At 45.9% G+C, this 19,344-nt stretch carries 7 protein-coding genes and 1 tRNA gene; 6 read left to right on the forward strand and 2 right to left on the reverse strand.

Translation table 11 applies throughout. The features are described from left to right. Positions 1-49: 49 nt before the first annotated feature. The 6 genes from DW205_RS12195 to DW205_RS12220 all read left to right on the forward strand — a co-directional run bounded on the left by DW205_RS12195 (position 50) and on the right by DW205_RS12220 (position 14,391). Positions 50-3,166, forward strand: coding sequence for a TonB-dependent receptor (locus DW205_RS12195; protein ID WP_005866918.1), 3,117 nt, complete (start codon positions 50-52; stop codon positions 3,164-3,166). A gap of 49 nt (positions 3,167-3,215) precedes the next feature. Then, entirely contained in the window at positions 3,216-4,808 is a 1,593-nt protein-coding gene (locus tag DW205_RS12200) for a RagB/SusD family nutrient uptake outer membrane protein (protein WP_005866917.1), read from the forward strand. 178 nt (positions 4,809-4,986) lie between these two features. Further along, positions 4,987-8,676 carry a phosphoribosylformylglycinamidine synthase gene (purL, locus tag DW205_RS12205; RefSeq protein ID WP_005866914.1) on the forward strand — a complete coding sequence of 1,230 codons (3,690 nt, stop codon included), beginning with the start codon at positions 4,987-4,989 and terminating at the stop codon, positions 8,674-8,676. A 267-nt stretch (positions 8,677-8,943) separates the two neighbouring features. After that, the gene (locus DW205_RS12210) at positions 8,944-9,594 is read left to right on the forward strand and encodes a hypothetical protein (RefSeq protein WP_005866912.1); all 651 of its coding nucleotides are present in this window, start codon (positions 8,944-8,946) and stop codon (positions 9,592-9,594) included. Positions 9,595-9,763: 169 nt separating this feature from the next. Continuing rightward, the gene (locus DW205_RS12215) at positions 9,764-12,934 is read left to right on the forward strand and encodes a TonB-dependent receptor (RefSeq protein WP_005866910.1); all 3,171 of its coding nucleotides are present in this window, start codon (positions 9,764-9,766) and stop codon (positions 12,932-12,934) included. Positions 12,935-12,972: 38 nt separating this feature from the next. Next, on the forward strand, positions 12,973-14,391 hold the full coding sequence (locus DW205_RS12220; protein ID WP_005866907.1) for a calcineurin-like phosphoesterase family protein: 1,419 nt from the start codon (positions 12,973-12,975) through the stop codon (positions 14,389-14,391). 1,035 nt (positions 14,392-15,426) lie between these two features. On the opposite strand, the gene DW205_RS12230 is transcribed toward DW205_RS12220, so the two are convergent. Next, entirely contained in the window at positions 15,427-18,402 is a 2,976-nt protein-coding gene (locus DW205_RS12230; protein ID WP_005866902.1) for a DUF6383 domain-containing protein, read from the reverse strand. Positions 18,403-19,269: 867 nt separating this feature from the next. After that, positions 19,270-19,344, reverse strand: a tRNA-Pro gene (locus tag DW205_RS12235).

A 19,344-nucleotide genomic window follows, 5' to 3' on the forward strand; every position in this document is an offset into this window, starting at 1 on the left:
TGATTATAACAATCTATTTATTAACAAATTAAACAAAAAGTATGTATCTATGAAAAGGTTGACTTATCTTTTACTATGCTTGTTTGCAAGTATAGCGTTCGCAACAGCACAGACCGCGAAGGTGACCGGTACGGTTATCTCGGCGGAAGACGATGGACCTATCATCGGAGCCTCTATCGTAGTAGCAGGAACTACTATCGGAACGGTAACCGATCACAATGGAGCGTTCACACTAGATGTTCCTTCCAATGCCCAAAAGCTAATCATCTCTTACATCGGTATGAAATCTGTAGAAGTAACAGTAAAACCGATTATTAAAGTTAGCATGGAATCAGACTCGCAGAATCTGGATGAAATTGTAGTAGTTGGCTATGGTACACAAAGAAAAAAGGATGTAACAAGCGCCATCTCGAAAGTTGGGGGTGAAGACCTAGCTAACTTAGCGGCACCTTCATTTGATACCCAATTAGCAGGCCGTGCCGCCGGTGTACAAGTAACGACACCCAGCGGCGTGTTGGGTTCCGGCCCTCAGTTTAAAGTACGTGGTATGAGCACCATCTCCGCAAGCTCACAACCTTTATTCATCATCGATGGTATGCCATTGGCGGTAGGAGACAACAGTTCCGGATCCACCGGTATGGGTATGTTGTATGCTGAATATAACGCCATGTCGGATATCAATCCGAACGATATCGAGTCGATCGAGATCTTAAAAGACGGTGCCGCTACGGCTATTTATGGTTCCCGTGCGGCAAACGGCGTTATCTTGATCACAACGAAAAAGGGCTCCAAGGGACGCACCAGCGTAAACTACGATGGTTATATCACAGCGGCCAGCCCGGCTAAATTGCATGACCTGTTAGGAGCGAAGGATTTCGTCACTATCGCTAACGAGAAATACGAGAACTGGGGTATGAAGGGACAAGCCGTATACGACCCGAACGGCCCGGATACCAACTGGAACGACTATATCTTCCGTACGGGCTTCCAGCACAATCACAGTTTGTCTGCCAGCGGCGGTACCGATAAGAGCCAATATTACGTATCGCTCGGTTTCACGGAGCAGGAAGGTATCGTACGTGCCAACGACTTGAACCGCCTGAGCTTGAAAGCAGACTTGACGCAGCAGGCTACGAAATGGTTCCGAATCGGATTGAACGGACAAATGACACGCACGATCATGAATGGTGTCATGAATGGAGAAAACTCCTTAGGCGGTGTAGGTTTCGCCGGAACCCGTATGTTGCCGAACGTGGATGTGTACAACCCAGACGATCCTACCGGCTACAATATCGATGCGGAAAACCGCAAAGCCTTGGGACGTGGTGGCAACTTGAGTTATATCGATAACGGTGTGCAGAACATCGTATGGGCATTAGACAACAACGTGAATCGTACGACAAACACCCGTGTAATCGGAGGTGGCTGGGGTGAGATCACCTTTATGGATGGTCTTACGTTTAAGACACAAGCTGGCCTAGACATCGCTAACGTACGCGACTATATGTATTGGGATACAGAATCCGGTGATGGATACGGATATGGCGGTTTAATCGAGGAGGTAAACTCCACATACGCCACTTGGAACTGGCAGAACGTATTGAACTTCACACGCACGTTTAACTCGGTACATAATCTGACTGCTACGGCTGTACAAGAATATACACACAGCGAGACAGAATATATGGACGGAAGTGTCTATGAGTTGTCTGATCCGTTCTTTTCCGAGCATATCATCAGCAATACGTTCGGACAGAAGGACGTAGGTGGATGGAAATCGGAGAATGGCTTGGCTTCTTATATGTTCCGTGCGAACTATAATTATGATAGCAAGTATTATATCGGCGCTTCCATTCGTTACGATGGCCTCTCTAAATTGCCGAAGGATACTCGCTGGGGTACATTCTGGGGGGCTTCCGCCGCTTGGCGCTTGTCTCGCGAGAAATTCTGGACAGAAGCACCTGTCAACGAATGGTTCAACGACCTCCGCTTGCGTGCCAGCTATGCGACAATCGGTAACTCTGCTTTAGGCAGCGATTATCCCTATTTGGGAACGTATGGTGCCAAATTGGTAGGACCGATGGCAGGTATCGCTTGGAACGTAATGGGTAACAATAACTTGAAATGGGAGACAACCGAGACTTTCGATATCGGTTTGGATGGTGCTCTCTTCAATAACCGTATGACTTTCGAGATCGCTTATTGGCAGAAGAACTCCAAAGACCTAGTATTGCGAGTACCGACTCCTCCGACGATGGGTATCCCCAACAACTACTACTATGACAATATCGGAAAGATCAAGAACTCCGGTTTCGAGTTGACAGTAGGGGGTACGATTATCAATACGAAGGACTGGAATTGGCATTCGGACATCAACTTCTCTACCGTGAAGAACACGGTGAAAGAGCTGTATGGTGGAACGGATATCATCGACAACTATACGATCATTCGGGAAGGTGAATCTTACCAATCACTTTACGGTTATGATTATTACGGTGTGAATGCCGCCAACGGTAATCCGATTTGGAGAAAGGCGGACGGCTCTTTGGTACAGTTCGATACTTTCGGAGCATATGATTATGCCGAATACGATCCTTCCAACCCCGAAGATGTATCCAAACCATCGTCATTGACCAACGACGATCGTAAGATATTGGGTAAATCCATGCCGACTTGGTACGGAGGATGGAACAACACGGTTACTTTCAGAGATTTCGACTTGAATGTATTTTTCCGTTTCTCCGGTGGCAACAAGTTGATGAACGCATCACGTCAAAGCTCATTGCTGAACATGGATTTCGCAAACAACGGAACGGAGCTCTTAGGCCGTTGGGTATCTCCCGAGCAACCGGGTGATGGTATGACCCCGAAGATCGGTTACGGTGACGGGGCCGCGCTTTTCAATGACGGGTTCAGTGATTCTCACTTCGTGGAGAACGCCAGCTACCTGAAACTGGCTACACTAACCTTAGGCTACACGATCCCGAAGACGATCGTGTCCAAATTGGGTATGTCTAAGATCCGCCTCTATCTGCAAGGACAGAACTTATTCACGATCACCGGCTATAGCGGTTTGGATCCGGAGACACAGTCTCGTAATGGTGTGGATTGGAATGGTATGCCACAACAACGCTCGTTCACGTTCGGTGCTAACGTTACATTCTAATCACTTCGAGAAATTCGCATAAATAACAACTGTTGAAAACAATACAATTATGATATCGAATAAAATATATAAAAAGATTTTAACCGTAGCGTTGGGCACAGCCCTTTTCTCGCTACCGCTATTCACCGCCTGCGAAAGTGATGTGGTGGATCTGCAACCTATCGACAAGTTCTCGGATTTGACAGCTTACAGCACGCCTGATCGTTGTGAGCTATCCGTAATCGGTGCTTATGATGCCGCACAATGCGGTCTGTATATCAACACAGGCAACGGCCGTACACGTGGTTACCCTTTTGGGGCTGCCAGTATTTTACAAGGCGAGATGCGCGGGGAGGACATGAACCTGACCGCCGTGTTCTATGATTATACTTATTCCGCGACCTATAACGTGTCTACCGCCAATAACGTGGCGATGTGGGAGACCTCGTTCGAGGCGATCAATCGCTACAACATCGTAAGGGACGGCATCGAGGGAGCTGTTGCCAACGGAATAATCTCCCAAGAATTAGGAAACCAGTACAAAGGAGAGTTACTGTTCTTGCGTGCGCTGACGTATCACAACTTGATGATCCATTTCGCGCTACCTTACAACGTGGAGGGCAACAATAATTATGGTATGCCAATCTATCTGAACGCGGTAAGCGACCCTGCGCAAGTGGAAAACCAATTGCAAATCGGACGTTCTTCCGTAAAAGATACATATGCGCAGATATTGAAAGACCTCGACGAAGCGGAGAGCCTGCTTCCAGATGTGATCGAAGTCAACAAGATCGCCCGTGCGAGCAAAGGCGCAGCTATCGCACTGAAAAGCCGCGTACACCTGCACATGCGTGATTGGGCAGGCGTAATCGAAGATGCGAAGAAGCTGGAAAATAGTCGCTTCAAACTGGAGTCGGATCCCGCCACTCCATTTACCTCCTATTCAAATAACATGGAGTCTATCTTCTCGATCGCCAATAGCTCGGATGACAATGCCAGCGTGAACGGCGCGATGTCTTCTATGATGTCGGCACGCGACGGTGGCCGTGCGATGTGTCCGTCTTCTCCGATTCTTTACAATTCCAAGTTTTGGAGAGGTGATGACAAACGACGCAATCTATTACTCTATCGGGAGTCTGACCAATACTATTTCTGCGACAAGTATCAGAATCCGACTACACGTGAGGAATATGCCCCGATCATTCGTTATGCGGAGGTATTGCTGAATGAGGCGGAGGCTGCCGCACGTCAAGGAGACAAGGACTTGGCCTTGAAGAAACTGAATGAAGTACGCGATCGCTCCTTGGCGGATCCTGCCAGCCAAACGTATAAGGCAAATGACTTCGCCGACACGAAGGCCTTGACGGAAGCGATCCTTTGGGAACGACGTATCGAGTTCCACGGAGAGGGACGTCGTTGGGAAGACATTCACCGTTTAGCAGCGGACGACCTCTGTCCTTCCGGAGGTATCCCCGCTAAGATAGAGTACAACAACACGAAAGGGCAAGGTGCCTTCGTGGTAGGTGGTGAGGTGAAATCCGAGTGGTTCGGCAGTAACAAGGCGTTCATTCCATACACGGACAAACGTTTCATTTGGCCGATCCCGCAAAACGACTTATTACGTAACCCCACACTAGCCGCACAACAAAACGCAGGCTGGTAAACATAGACACACTCTTATTTTTTACTATGTAGGGGACATGAGAGGGCGAGACCGGGAGGTTCCGCCCTCTTTTCTTTTAAAACGTATTGACATAATAATTCACGGGAAATCATTATCTTTGCACTCTCTAAAAGAGGCTTATTCGTTATTTCGTGATAAATACTAATAAATCAACGATATGATTCTATTCTTTCAATCTTCAACAAAGACGGTGCTGGCTGTAGAGGCCGCGCACGCTTTCTCTCCTGAAGACACTCAAAAACTGGTTTGGTTGTTTAGCGAGGCAACTCCTGTTCAATCAGAAACATTGGAAGGCTGGTACGTAGGGCCACGCCGGGAAATGATTACCCCGTGGAGTACGAACGCCGTTGAAATTACCCAGAACATGGGCCTGACCGGTATTTCCCGTATTGAGGAATATTTTCCTGTTTCTTCTGGCGACGCGGATCACGATCCGATGTTACAACGTATCTACAATGGCTTGAATCAGGAGATCTTCACGATCAGTAAAAAACCAGATCCTATTGTCTATATTGAGGATTTGGAAGTGTACAACCAACAAGAGGGCTTGGCACTAAGCCAAGAGGAGATCGCTTACTTGAACGAGGTAAGCCAGAAGTTGGGACGTAAGTTGACCGATAGCGAGGTGTTCGGTTTCTCTCAAGTAAACTCGGAACACTGCCGCCATAAAATATTCGGAGGTGTATTCATCATCGACGGCGAGGAAAAAGAAAGTTCCTTGTTCAACTTGATCAAGAAGACTTCCGCCGAGAACCCTAATAAATTGGTTTCCGCTTATAAAGATAACGTAGCGTTCAATGAAGGCCCGACGGTAGAGCAATTCGCTCCCCTATCCGGTGACAAACCTGATTTCTTCGCCGTAAAAGATATCAAGACGGTTATCTCCTTGAAAGCCGAGACGCATAACTTCCCGACAACCGTTGAACCGTTCAACGGTGCCGCTACCGGAACAGGTGGTGAGATCCGTGACCGTCTGGGCGGTGGTAAGGCATCCTTGCCGATAGCGGGAACAGCTGTCTACATGACTTCTTACCCGCGTACAGAAGGCGCTCGCGAATGGGAAAAGATACTAGACCCCCGCCCTTGGTTATACCAGACTCCGGAGCAGATCTTGATCAAGGCTTCCAATGGTGCCTCTACATTCGGTAACCATTTCGGCCAGCCGCTTATCTGTGGTTCTTTATTGACTTTCGAGCACACGGAGAACGATAAGAAGTACGCTTACGACAAAGTAATCATGCTTGCCGGCGGTGTAGGTTTCGCAAATATGCGTGATGCTTTGAAGGGCGATCCGGAACCGGGCGAGAAAGTGGTTGTGATCGGTGGCGATAACTACCGTATCGGTATGGGTGGTGGAGCCGTATCTTCCGTAAACACGGGACAATATACAAGCGGTATCGAGTTGAACGCCGTACAGCGTGCCAACCCGGAAATGCAGAAACGTGCGGCTAACGTGATCCGTGCGATCGCCGAGTCTGACGAGAACCCGATCGTCTCTATCCATGACCATGGTGCGGGTGGACACCTCAACTGCTTGTCTGAGTTGGTGGAGGCTACCGGCGGACACATCGATATGAGCAAATTGCCGATTGGTGACCCGACTCTCTCAGCGAAGGAGATCGTAGGAAACGAGAGCCAAGAGCGCATGGGCTTATTGATGAAAGAAGAAGATGTAGCCCGTGTAAAACGTATCGCGGATCGTGAACGTGCCCCGATGTATGTGGTAGGCGAGACTACTAACGACATGAAGTTTGTCTTCGAACAAGCGGACGGCGTAAAACCTATCGATATCAAGCTGGAATATATGTTCGGTAAACCGCCTAGAACGGTTATGACAGACCATACGGTCACTGAATCTTATCAACCGGTTGTTTACAAAGAATCCGAACTTCACCATTATTTGGAGAACGTACTTCAATTGGAGGCCGTAGCCTGCAAGGATTGGTTAACAAACAAAGTAGACCGTTCCGTAACCGGTAAGATCGCCCGCCAGCAATGTCAAGGTGAATTACAATTGCCGTTGAGCGACTTAGGTGCCGTAGCGTTGGATTACCGCGGGAAAGCTGGTATCGCAACTTCTATCGGTCACGCTCCCCAGGTAGCCATGGTTGATCCGGCCGCCGGTTCCGTTATGGCAATCGCCGAGTCATTGACCAATATCGTATTCGCTCCGCTGACAGATAAGTTGGAGAGCGTATCCTTAAGTGCCAACTGGATGTGGCCATGCCGCAACGAAGGTGAGGACGCCCGTCTGTACACAGCCGTACAAGCCGCTTCCGACTTCGCTTGCAGCTTAGGTATTAATATCCCGACTGGTAAGGACTCCCTATCCATGACGCAGAAGTACGGTGACGATAAGGTGATCGCCCCGGGTACGGTGATTATCTCCGCCGGTGCCGAGGTTAGCGATATCAAGAAAATCGTCTCTCCGGTAGTAGCTCAAGACAAGAATACATCCATTTATTATATAGATTTCTCTTTCGATACCTTGAAGTTGGGTGGTTCCGCTTTCGCTCAAGCTTTGAACAAGCTGGGTAACGAGGTTCCGACCGTGAAAGATCCGGAATACTTCCGTGACGCTTTCAACGCCGTACAAGATGCGATCGAGAAGAGACTCATCCTTGCCGGACACGATATCTCAGCGGGAGGTATGATCACCGCCCTGTTAGAGATGTGCTTCGCCAACGTAGAGGGTGGTTTGGATGTCAACTTGGATAAGATCTCCGAGAGCGATATCGTGAAGATCCTGTTTGCCGAGAATCCGGGTATCTTGGTTCAGGTAAAGGACAAGAAGGCATTCGAAAAGTTGATGGAAGAAGCTGGCGTAAGTTTCGCCATCATCGCCAAACCGACCGACGAGCGCCATGTATTGGTATCGAAAGACGGCATCCAATATCACTTCGGCATCGACTATATGCGTGACGTATGGTACGAATCTTCTTATAAGCTGGATGTAAAGCAAAGCGGAAGCGTTTGTGCCGGAAACCGTTTCGAGAACTATAAGATGCAGCCCGTACAGTACAAGTTCCACAAGGACTTTACCGGAAAACTTTCTTCTTACGGACTCTCAGCGGAACGCCGCACTCCGAACGGCATCAAGGCCGCGGTAATCCGTGAGAAGGGTACGCAATGCGAGCGTGAGACCGCTTACGCCTTGTATCTGGCTGGTTTCGACGTGAAGGATGTCCATATGACGGACTTGGCTAGCGGACGCGAGACTTTGGAGGATGTAAACTTCATCGTATTCTGCGGTGGTTTCTCCAACTCCGACGTATTAGGTTCCGCCAAGGGCTGGGCCGGCGGTTTCTTGTATAACGAGAAAGCCAAGAAAGCGATCGACAACTATTACGCACGTAAGGATACGTTGAGCATGGGTATCTGTAACGGTTGCCAGTTGATGGCCGAGTTAGGCTTGGTTTATCCGGAGCACGAGAAAAAGCATAAGATGGTTCACAATGATTCCCATAAGTTCGAGTCTAACTTCGTTAGCTTGGAGATCCCGAAAAACAACTCCGTAATGTTCGGCTCCTTGAGTGGCACGAAGTTGGGTGTATGGGTAGCTCACGGTGAAGGTAAGTTCGAGTTCCCGTACGAGGAGAAGGAGTACAACATCATCGCTAAATACAACTACGATGGCTATCCCGCCAACCCGAACGGTTCTCCTTGGTCCGTTGCCGGTGTTTGCTCAAAGGACGGCCGCCATTTAGCCATGATGCCTCACCCCGAACGTGCGATCTTCCCTTGGCAATGCGGTTATTACCCCGCCGACCGTAAGGAGAACGACGAGGTCACTCCATGGATCGAGGCGTTCGTGAACGCTCGCAAATGGATCGAGAATAATAAGTAAAAATAACGGGGGTTGTTTTTAGCGTTCTTTGAACCTTAAAAACAACCCCTGTTTCTATATCTCCTTAAAGTTTCTTGGTAACCGCCTTTTGATTGAACTCATCCACACGGCAGAATAGACTTTACAACGAATCCACGATTTTAATATCCAAGCCGGTACAGGGGGATTATCGGTAACTATTACTTTATACAACCGTAATATCCCTGCAACACCCCGCTAATATCTTTGCCTTCGAAATTAATAGACACAGAATTTAATAGAAGAATCATGGAAAGGTTATTTAAAATCAGAATCTTTACGGTTATGTTCTTTTTAGCCGTAGCTTCTATAGCAGCGAACGCTAAAGAAAGTAAGAAGGAAGGTGACAATTATCATGCGAAGCAAATTCTCATCGTAGGTTTGCACGATAACGTGAAATCAAACTATTTCTACAATGGGATGATCGCCGAAGAGACCGGTATGAAAGCGGATAGTATCGACCAAACGTATAATACGATCATCGCCGAGAATATCGCCGCATCCGTAAAGAACGGAGATTGTAAGTTTATCCCGGCAAACGCTACACAAGTGACCGGACAGGTACTGAATGAGATCAAGGTGAACGGGGAGAGCGAGGATTGCTATTCCGATCTTTCAGCCGTGCCGACCGAAGAGTTACAAAAGGTATTGGATAATGCCGGCGCTGATTATCTGCTGGTATTAAACCAGCATTATCTTAAATGGCAAGACCAACCGTTGCGCACACTTTTCCATATCGTCAGCTATACCCTATTCGATAAAGATAAAAACGAGGTATATCGGGGGAATAACTTCTTTACCTGTATGAATCTTGAGAATCCGGATAAACTCAGAAAGAGCAGCCGCAAGAGTTCATCCAAGATAGCATCTAGCATTATCAAAACGTTGGATGAGGACTAACCTTCTTCTTTATAGACACATTTATAATTTTCTCGTTGAGCCTAATGGATATCCTTCATTAGGCTTTTTTCTTTATTTAAACCTACACACGGATGTAATCTCTTTGCAAAACGGGACACTTACTTTTGCGCCGTAAAAGATATTTAGGTTTAATTTTAAAAAGATTGTTATGAGGATGTTTAACAAACGCATTACTTGCAGGTTACTTGCCTGTTTGTTATTTTTTAATTGCTTACCGGCTCTCCTATTCGCGCAAGGAACGCAAGCCATTATCACCGGTACGGTCGTGGATAATAAAGGGGAATCAGTGATCGGAGCCACGATCCAAGTCAAGAATGAATCTACCGGATTCTTCACGGGCTCTATCACGAACGATAAAGGAGAATACACCATCAAGCAGCTTCCGCTAGGTTCTCCTTATACCGTTACAGCTTCTTATATCGGTTATGGGGAACAGAAAAAGACAGGATACGCATTGAACCAAGGGGATATGCTTCGAGTGGATTTCAAGCTAGCGGAGGAATCGGTGGAGATCCAAGCTGTCGAGGTGGTCGCTAATTCCTTGAAGAACATGGTTCCGAAGATCGGAGCGGCAACATCTATCTCCGCTCAAAATATCACGAAACTTCCGGTAAACGGCCGTAACTTCACATCCCTGATGGATCTCTCGCCATTGAGTAGCGGAGGAAATATCGCCGGGCAATTATCATCCTCAACGAATTACACCATCGACGGTATGACGGCTAAAGGAACCGTAGCGAGCGGAACGACTTCCGGCGCTTATACGATATCCATGGAAGCCGTCCGCGAGTTTGAGGTGGTAACCAATCAATATGACGTGACCAACGGACGTTCCGGGGGCGGCACCGTGAGCGCTGTAACGAAATCAGGAACCAATACTTTCACCGGAAGTGTATTCGGGTTCGGTCGTGCCGATTGGTTATCCAGCTCCTATGATATACGGGGAAATAAATCGACTTCCGACTTCTCTACCTATCAATATGGTTTCTCTTTGGGAGGCCCGATCGTGAAAGACCGTGCGCACTTCTATGTCGTATGGGATCACCAACAGGATTCCCGTCCGATTTATATAGCGGATATCAAGACGGCGGCGGACGAGTCTCGCTATAATGTCACTCAATCTACGCTAGACCGTTATCTGGATATCGCCCGTACTAAATACGGAGTCTCGAATGAGCCTCAATTCGGGGAGTTCGGTAAGAAGAAGCAGACGAACGCGGTCTTCGCCCGTATCGACTGGCAGTTGAACGCAACCAACTTGTTAACCATTCGCAATAATTTCATCAACGAGGATAATAAACAGAGCGAGAGCGATAACTCCAGTATCAATCTTTACGAGGTTTGGATCGATCGCAAATCGCATAACAACAGCTTACTCACTACCTTACGCTCGGTATTAAGTCCGAAACTGACTAATGAGTTGAAGCTTCAACATTTCTTGGTTTACGAGGCCACGACCCCGAACAAGCAATTGCCAAGCTCTAATATCCCAAGAGCAATCGTAGAGAACGTGGAATCTATATCTGGTGACAAGAGCATGTACACTTCCATCCAACTTGGAGGTCAACGCTACGCTCCCGAACATTTTAAGGATAATGTACTTCAATTGGTAGACAATATGTATTATAATACGGACCGCATCAACTATACATTCGGAGCAGACTTCATGTACACCAATATGAAATCACTCTACGGTAGTGAGATGAACGGACGGTTTTATTTCACGGGACTGGATAATTTCGAGCATATGACTCCTTACCGCTATGCCCGGGAAATCGCCTTGGTAGATGATCCTACCGTAAAGATGAATACCTTGAACTCCGCTATCTACGGACAATTACAAACGAAGCTTTTCACCGGATTCGAGGTCATGGCTGGTATCCGTGCGGATTATACCCGCTATTTCAACCACGCGAACTTTAACCAGACCGTTTATGACGAACTAGGCTTACGTACGGACAACGTAATCTCCACCTTCCAGTTGCAACCCCGCATTCAATTCACGTGGGACGTGAATGATAAACATCAAGATATTATCCGCCTTGGCGCCGGTATCTTCGGCTCGGATTTAAACAACTATTCGATGATCAACAATATGCTGTTCGACGGTACGAAGGTAGCGTCCGTGGATATACAAGGCAATCTGGTTCCGACACCGAATTTCCCGGCATACCGCAAAGATCCTTCTACCGCTCCGGGCGTTGATTTATTCAACAACCCGAATATCCAAAAGATCAGCACGATCAATATGAATAGTAAGGATGCCCGTGTACCGGTAGTATATAAGTTGAACGCCAGCTACACGCATTTCTTCTCCGATCGCTTGCGGGTAGGTATCAGTGCTTACGCCAACTGGGCACGCCATAATTATATGTACGTAGACCGTAATATGGTGGACGAGCCTTACTTCCGTATCGCCGCAGAGGGGAATCGTGGCGTGTTCGTCCCCGCCGAGAGTATCAATACCGAGAACGGAGCTACCGACTGGATGCAAGGACGTAAAAGTGATAAGGTAGGCCGTGTGCTGGAATTAATCAGCGATGGAAAAATCAACCAATACGCGTTCGTCGTAGATGGAACTTGGCGTTATTTCAAGGATGGCGAGCTTTCTTTCAGCTATACGTGGAACGATTCCAAGGATAACACCTCTTACAACGGAAACGTAGCGAATACAGCGACCCTAGCCTTGATGGTAAAAGATGATCCTCGTGATTTGAGTACCATGACTTACTCGGACAACCAATTCCGCCATAAGGTCGTATTCTACGGTACGGCTCCTTCTTTCTGGGGGATCAGCGTAGGCTTGCGTTTCTCCGGGATCGGTGGGACCCGTTACTCTTTAGCGGTTAGTGGTAATATGAACGGTGATTTCGTATCATCTAATGACTTGGCTTATATTTATGACCCGAACGATAGTAATACGCCTCAATATCTTCGTGAGGGTATCCAAGCGATCTTGGACAATCCGGAAGCAGAGAAGAGCGTAAAAGATTATATCCGTAAAAACTATGGGAAGGTTGCCGAGCGTAACGGTGGCGTAAATGGCTTCTACGGTACTTTCGATTTGCGCTTGAACAAGAACTTCAAGATCTATAAGACTCATTCCATCGAGGCCTCGATAGACTTTTTCAATTTCCTGAATATGCTGAACAAGGACTGGGGTGCCGGACATAATCTAGGCAAGCAGAATATCTACTCCATCAAGAGTTTTGACGCGGAGAAGAAGCAATACGTATATAACGTAAACAAAAACACGGGTGTATCCAATATGAACGGAAATCCTTGGCAGATTCAAATCGGCGTACGTTATAAATTCTAACTAACATATTCTATATTCAAATCATAAAAAAAATTACGATGAAGAGACAATTCTTATCATTCACGCTTTTACTTGCGTTATCCACTTGGATAGCGCAAGCCGCTACCGTAAGAGGCACCGTATCCGATACGGCAGGCAAACCGCTACAAGGCGTAGTCGTTACGGATGGTTATAATTTCACGCAAACAAATGAGCGGGGAGAATATAGCCTAGATTCGAATCTGGACAAAAGCCGCTTTGTCTACCTCTCCGTACCGGGTGACTATGAGATCGAGCAAACAAAAGGTATACCGGATCTTTTCTATCAGCAACTTGATAAAAGTAAGGAGATCAATGAACATGATTTTACGCTCACCCCTAGGAAACAGCCAATCGACGGGTTTGTCTACTTGGCAATCTCCGATCCTCAGACCATCGACGAACGGCAGATGAAACGTTTCCGTGAAGAGACCATCCCCGACTTGAAGCAGACTATAGAGCGCTACCAAGGAAAAGAGGTCTACGGTATGGCGCTGGGAGACATTACTTGGGATCGCATGGATTTATTCACTCCTTATAAGGAAGCGGTCTCGGTCTTAGGCATCCCGATGTTCTCCGTGATCGGCAATCACGACCACGACTTACGTTACCCGGCCTTATCCAATCAAAAGGTAACCGAGGAGAGCTATGCGGAGCGTATCTACGAGGATCATTTCGGCCCTTACAATTATTCGTTCAATGTCGGGGATGCACATATCATCACCTTAAAAGATATTGATTATTATAAAGACAAGAAATATGACGAACGCTTCGGAAAGGAACAACTGGAATGGCTGAAAAACGACCTGAGTTACGTTAAACCCGGGACACTTGTATTTATCAACGTACATGCCCCGGTATTCAACCAGACGGATAAAGGGGGAGGAAACGCCGAGGACGCTGAGAGCCTGAAAGAGATCGTCGGCCCTTATAATGTCCATATCTTCGCCGGGCATACGCATTTCTTCGAGAACAACCAAGTCACACCAAATCTGTACGAGCATAATATCGGAGCCGCTTGCGGAGCTTGGTGGGCCGGCCATGTAAACCGGTGCGGCGCCCCGAACGGTTATCTGGTCGTTGAGGTGAAAGGGAATGCCGCTACTTGGTATTATAAGGCAACCGGCCATGATTCGGATTATCAATTTAGGGTTTATAAGCCGAATGAGTTCAAATCGCAAGCGGATTACCTAGTGGTGAACGTATGGGATTGGGACCCGACCTACCAAGTTACATGGAGCGAAAACGGCATAGAGAAAGGTCGCATGGAGCAATTCGATGATGAAGACCAAGACTATATCGACATGCACGGAAAACCTTCCGGATATCATACATCGCACTTATTCCGTTGCCACCCTTCTGCCGGAGTCAAAGACGTACAGATCAAGGTTATCAACCGATTTGGCGAGACCTTTACTAAAAATGTAACACTCCCGTAATCAAATCGTAACAAGTGGCATTTACTTTTGTATCGATAAAATGTAGAAAACTCTCATTACATATTAATGTTAGAATCATTACAAAGGAACAAACCAAACCTTATTCCTAACTTTGAACGGCAACTCGGCTTTCGGCGGAAGGCGGTTGCCGTTATTTTTTTAAGGGTATATCCCATTCTTAACGGGAAAAGTTTCGAGTATGGACGATAGATTTAAGACATTAGAGAAGTATAACCTATGGGGTGGAAACGATTTTCCAACAGGCTATAAACGGCAAGATTATTTAGATAGGATATTATCCTACATCCTATAAACTCATAAACGGAGGCCTTGGCATTTTGTCAATTTGTAAACTCAACTGCCGGAGAATCACTTTTTTCGGGCAAACGTACAGCTTATCCCCAAATACGAGAAAAAATATTAGCAATCATTTGTCTTATACCGCATTAGTTAAAAACAGCCTTTTATCCTAGCGAATTTAATTCATCCTAATTCATAATCCTATAGCTTATCCGGGCTATCTCATTGAGTTACGACAGGGATATAACAGGGTTACGATGCCCATTCATGAGTACTAACAACCCTATTCATGACTGTTTACGATGCCCAACGGCACTACTGGCGTTGCCAAACACCACTAGTCGTGTTGCCTTTTACCGCCTGTCGTGTGTAAAAAGCGGTCCTTTTGTATGAAAAAGGCTATTTATACCCCTCCGATCTCCCCTACTTTATACCTCTCTCAAAAATGGTGTGTCACGATATCTGCCTTATATCGATTAAAAAGATCGAATACCGTCCATTTCGCTAACAAAGCCCTTACCCATCCTTATCAACAAATAAGGGGAAACAGTGTAATACCGTCTCCCCTTGTCTTTTATCCGTTTCCATCCTCACGGAAGTACTTACGGATGAACTTTAATTTATTACTTTAGTATTAATATTAATCCATTCCCGCCTGTTCGCCCTCTCGGGGTACTTGGATAATCCGCACGGGAATGATTTTCGATTTATCTTTTCATTATTCCTTTACATGTCTTATTTAACGACTACCTTTACAGTCTCGTCGCCAACCGTTACAAGAACGATTCCAGCAGGAACAGCGATCGTAGCGTTATCGGAAGTGACAACTGTCTCTGCCAACGGCATACCCAACAAGTTACGAACATAAGCAGTCTCGCCTTGAGCGCCTTGGATCGTTACGGAACCGGCGTTGCCTGTTACTACGATAGAAGAAGTTGCGTTGTCAATAGACTCATTACCGGTCGGAACCTCAGTACCCAACGTGAAGACCATAGCTTCCTCCTCTGAACCCAAACCTAACTTTCCGTTCAAAGCATATACATACTTGCTGTTGTCTGCCTTTGAGTAAATTACATATTCACCCTCTACAGCAGGATCAGCCAAGCAGATACCGAACTTGAAGTTATCCAAACCGCCTAACACTTCCTCAGCCTTGTCCTCTTCAGCCACAACGACAGCAGCCTTACCATTTACAACCGTATTGATCGTATCAACACCCGCGATAATAGCCGGACGGAAGATTACCTTAGCATCCTTACTTGTACTACCTTCCAACATATACTTCTCGTTGAAAGAAGCGACAGCAGAACCTTCATCAAATACTTGCATAGAGTCTTTAGCGTTATACATGAACATTCTCTCGGCCGGAGTTTCTTCGCCTTCAGCAACCTCAATACCCTTAGAGATATAGAAGTACGGAGTCGTAGCCTTGCTATCCGCCGTATCCAACCAGAAGATCATGCTCTCAGCGGAAAGGATACCCTCTGTGATACCATTCTTATTCAACTGATAGTTGATAGAACCTAACTGATCAACATCGTCGAAAGAAGCGTGACGAGGCTCAGCAGCCAATGTAGTCTTATCTGAGTTGTCGTTTACTTGTACGGTTACATTTGCGAATTTATCAGCCTTCATATCATAAACAGATGCCTCATCGTTAGTGAAAGCCAACTCTTGACTTACACCGATTGCTTTTGCTGATGCGTTAATCGTACCCTCGTCGCCAAAGCTAACCGGACCATTCTCCGCAAAGCCCATAGCGTATGAGCCATTCGCATTCTGTCTGAAATAGAACTCAGCAGGATTTGTTCCCTCAGATTTCTCTGTATATTTCATATCCTCGCCTAAGCAGAATGTCTTAGCGTCATCACCTTCACCTGTCACGTGGAAGATCGTATAAGTAGGAACAAATAATGTATCCTTAGCGGCAACAACCTTACCATCCTTCAAGTAAGCTACATCAACCACTTGGATCGTATAGTTTTCTACAGCGTCCTTATCGTCCTCATTGATCTTACCTTTTGCTTTCTCGATTGACAAAGAAGCTAATTCAGAAGCTTTCATGCTAGGAGTCAAAGTGTTCTGTTCCTTCATAGCAGCATAGAAAGTCTTCTCACCGATCAAGTCAGTTTTACCCTTGAACAACAAAGAGACACCAGCCTCCATCTCTTCCTTGGACAGATCCAAGAAACCTGCTACTTTTTCAACAGGGATAAATTTAACTTTAGTACCGGCGATTGTTTTCATCTCTTCAGTATCCTTTTTGCCATCTTCGGTCAAGTTGCCAAATTTCTTATCCTCACCTGTAGCAACCACCTCATACTCGCCTTTAACCTTAGTCTCTTGCATGCTCAATTCCAATTCTTGCTGAGTCTCGCGGTTCACTAACGTGAACGTATATTTACCATCGAAGTCCTTAACAGCCCATTGAGAAGCGGCAGACTTAAAGTTCACGTCGTTAGCGGCCATAGCGTTATATACGAATGATCCCTCAGAAACACCCGGAACCAAGTATTTATGATACTCAGTTGTAAGGCTCTTGTCCTTTTGACTTTCATTCGAGCTAGTGAAGTAAACATTCACGAAGTTAGCCACGCCTTCCTTCAACAATACAGAAGGTTTCAAATAAGTGCTAGCACCTAAAGTCGCGTTGATCAAAGAACCGATCTCGCCTTCCTCTACAGTAGTCACATAAGTCTTCGTATCCGTAGAAGTGAAACGAATAGCACCCATATAAAGAGCGGTTTCTGCTTCCGGAGACTTGATCTTCAACTGATATTCATCCGGATTAGCCAACTTATCGAATTCCGTTACCATGAAAGCAGCGGAGTGTTCAGCCACATTGGCCTTATCACCAGCTACAGTCTCTAATTTATAAGCCGTAGTCTTAGCAGCTTTCACGTCATACTTAACGTCCTTTTTCAAAGCTAGGATCTTGATGTCCTTATTGAACAGCAAGTCTTTCTCATCCAATGTTCCATCCTTGTAGTCTTCCTTCAAAGCCTTCAAAGCCTTCTCCGTACCACCAACAACAAAGTACGTATTGCCGAAAGTCTCACCTTCAGCCGCAGTAGCAACCTCTTCCGTATAATCTACCGCATAGATCGGCTGGGCGAACGGATTGGATACTAACTCAGTCGGAGCGTTAAATCCGAAAGTAAAGCCATTCTTATTATAAGTATTCAATGCTTCAGCATCCATAGTCTCTACCTCAGTAGCTAGAATCACTGAAAAACCTGTAGCTTCTTTCAAGAAAGCAGGCAACGTTTTGATTGCACTTAGCTTGTTTACGGTAGAAAGAATAGTTGTTGTACGGGCATCCGCATTCAAATCAGCGCCATCTTCAATGCTAGAGGCATCTTTCTGAAAAGTAACAACTTTCCCATTTGCAGACAATGAGAAGGTGTACTGGTTACCTACCTTAGCATAATTAGAAACCTCAAAAACAGACGCTTTTTCTGCAGACTCAGCCTCAGTCAAAGTCCAAACCTTAGTCTTGTCTTTAAGTGTCACTTCTTTTACCGTGTAATAAGTCTCTCCAGCTTTTGCTTCTGTACTCTTTTGCAAATAGAACTTCACGCCGTTAGCTAATACCTTATCTTTATTTACAGTCGAATAGGCTGTAATCTCAGAAGCAGCATTAACAGGCATTACCGCTGAACCTGCGGACAATAAAGCCGCTGTCATCAAAGTAAAAATCCCTTTGTTCATAATCTCTAATTTAAATATTAATAATAGTGTTAATTAAATATCTATCAAGACCTTAATCAATCGCCCTCTATTCAAAAACGACTAGTCTAAACGATCGTCTAAACCTTGCGTTTTTCGAAGAGTAAAAAGAGAGATTCGTTTACAGAATCGGTTGTTTCGTAAAGGATAGGCTATCCTATTGATAAGAAAGAGAATAAGGGATGAAAAAAATAGCCCGGAAGGGTTGCAGAAGTCAAAGAAACGCGTACCTTTGCAAATGACTGATTAAAACGATCGTTTATACTAGCCGTTTTATTAGATAAATCAGTCCTTGATATTATTGGTATGTATTACTAAAACCTATTCACATATATCATATTCTTTAATGTACGTGTACATATATAATATAATTTCCAAAAATCCTCCTCTAGGTTAACGCATACTTGATTTCGCAGGCCGTAGAAGGCTTTCCAAGTGATCAGTTATTCACTTCCCGAGCCGTTAGTTAGCGGCTATATATAGCCGCTAGTTATTCATTCGACAAGCCGTTAGTTATTCACTTCAGCAGCCAATGGCACTCTATCAAACAGCTAGGCCTCCCTACTCCGATAAACAATCGTGCCCCAAAAGACTTTGAACTCACAGAGCATGCACCGATAAGTCGGCACTAAGCAACCATTAACAGATATAATGGCTAAAACAGGCTGGAATGACCGCACTAAATTCAAACGGAAATATATCAATTTTAATCTATTGTCATGATTTAAGGCTATCCCCCATGAATATCGGATGAGTCGGAATTTCTACTGCCTCATTGTTTTAGGAAAGTGGTAGAGAGTAAAAAAAGGAGTTAAGCCATAGACTTAACTCCTTTTATCTCAGCTTTAGTCGGGATGACTGGATTCGAACCAGCGACCACACGCCCCCCAGACGCGTACTCTAACCGGGCTGAGCTACATCCCG

Origin of the sequence: Parabacteroides sp. AM17-47 (assembly GCF_003434625.1) — a bacterium.
GTDB classification, from domain to species: Bacteria; Bacteroidota; Bacteroidia; order Bacteroidales; family Tannerellaceae; genus Parabacteroides; species Parabacteroides distasonis.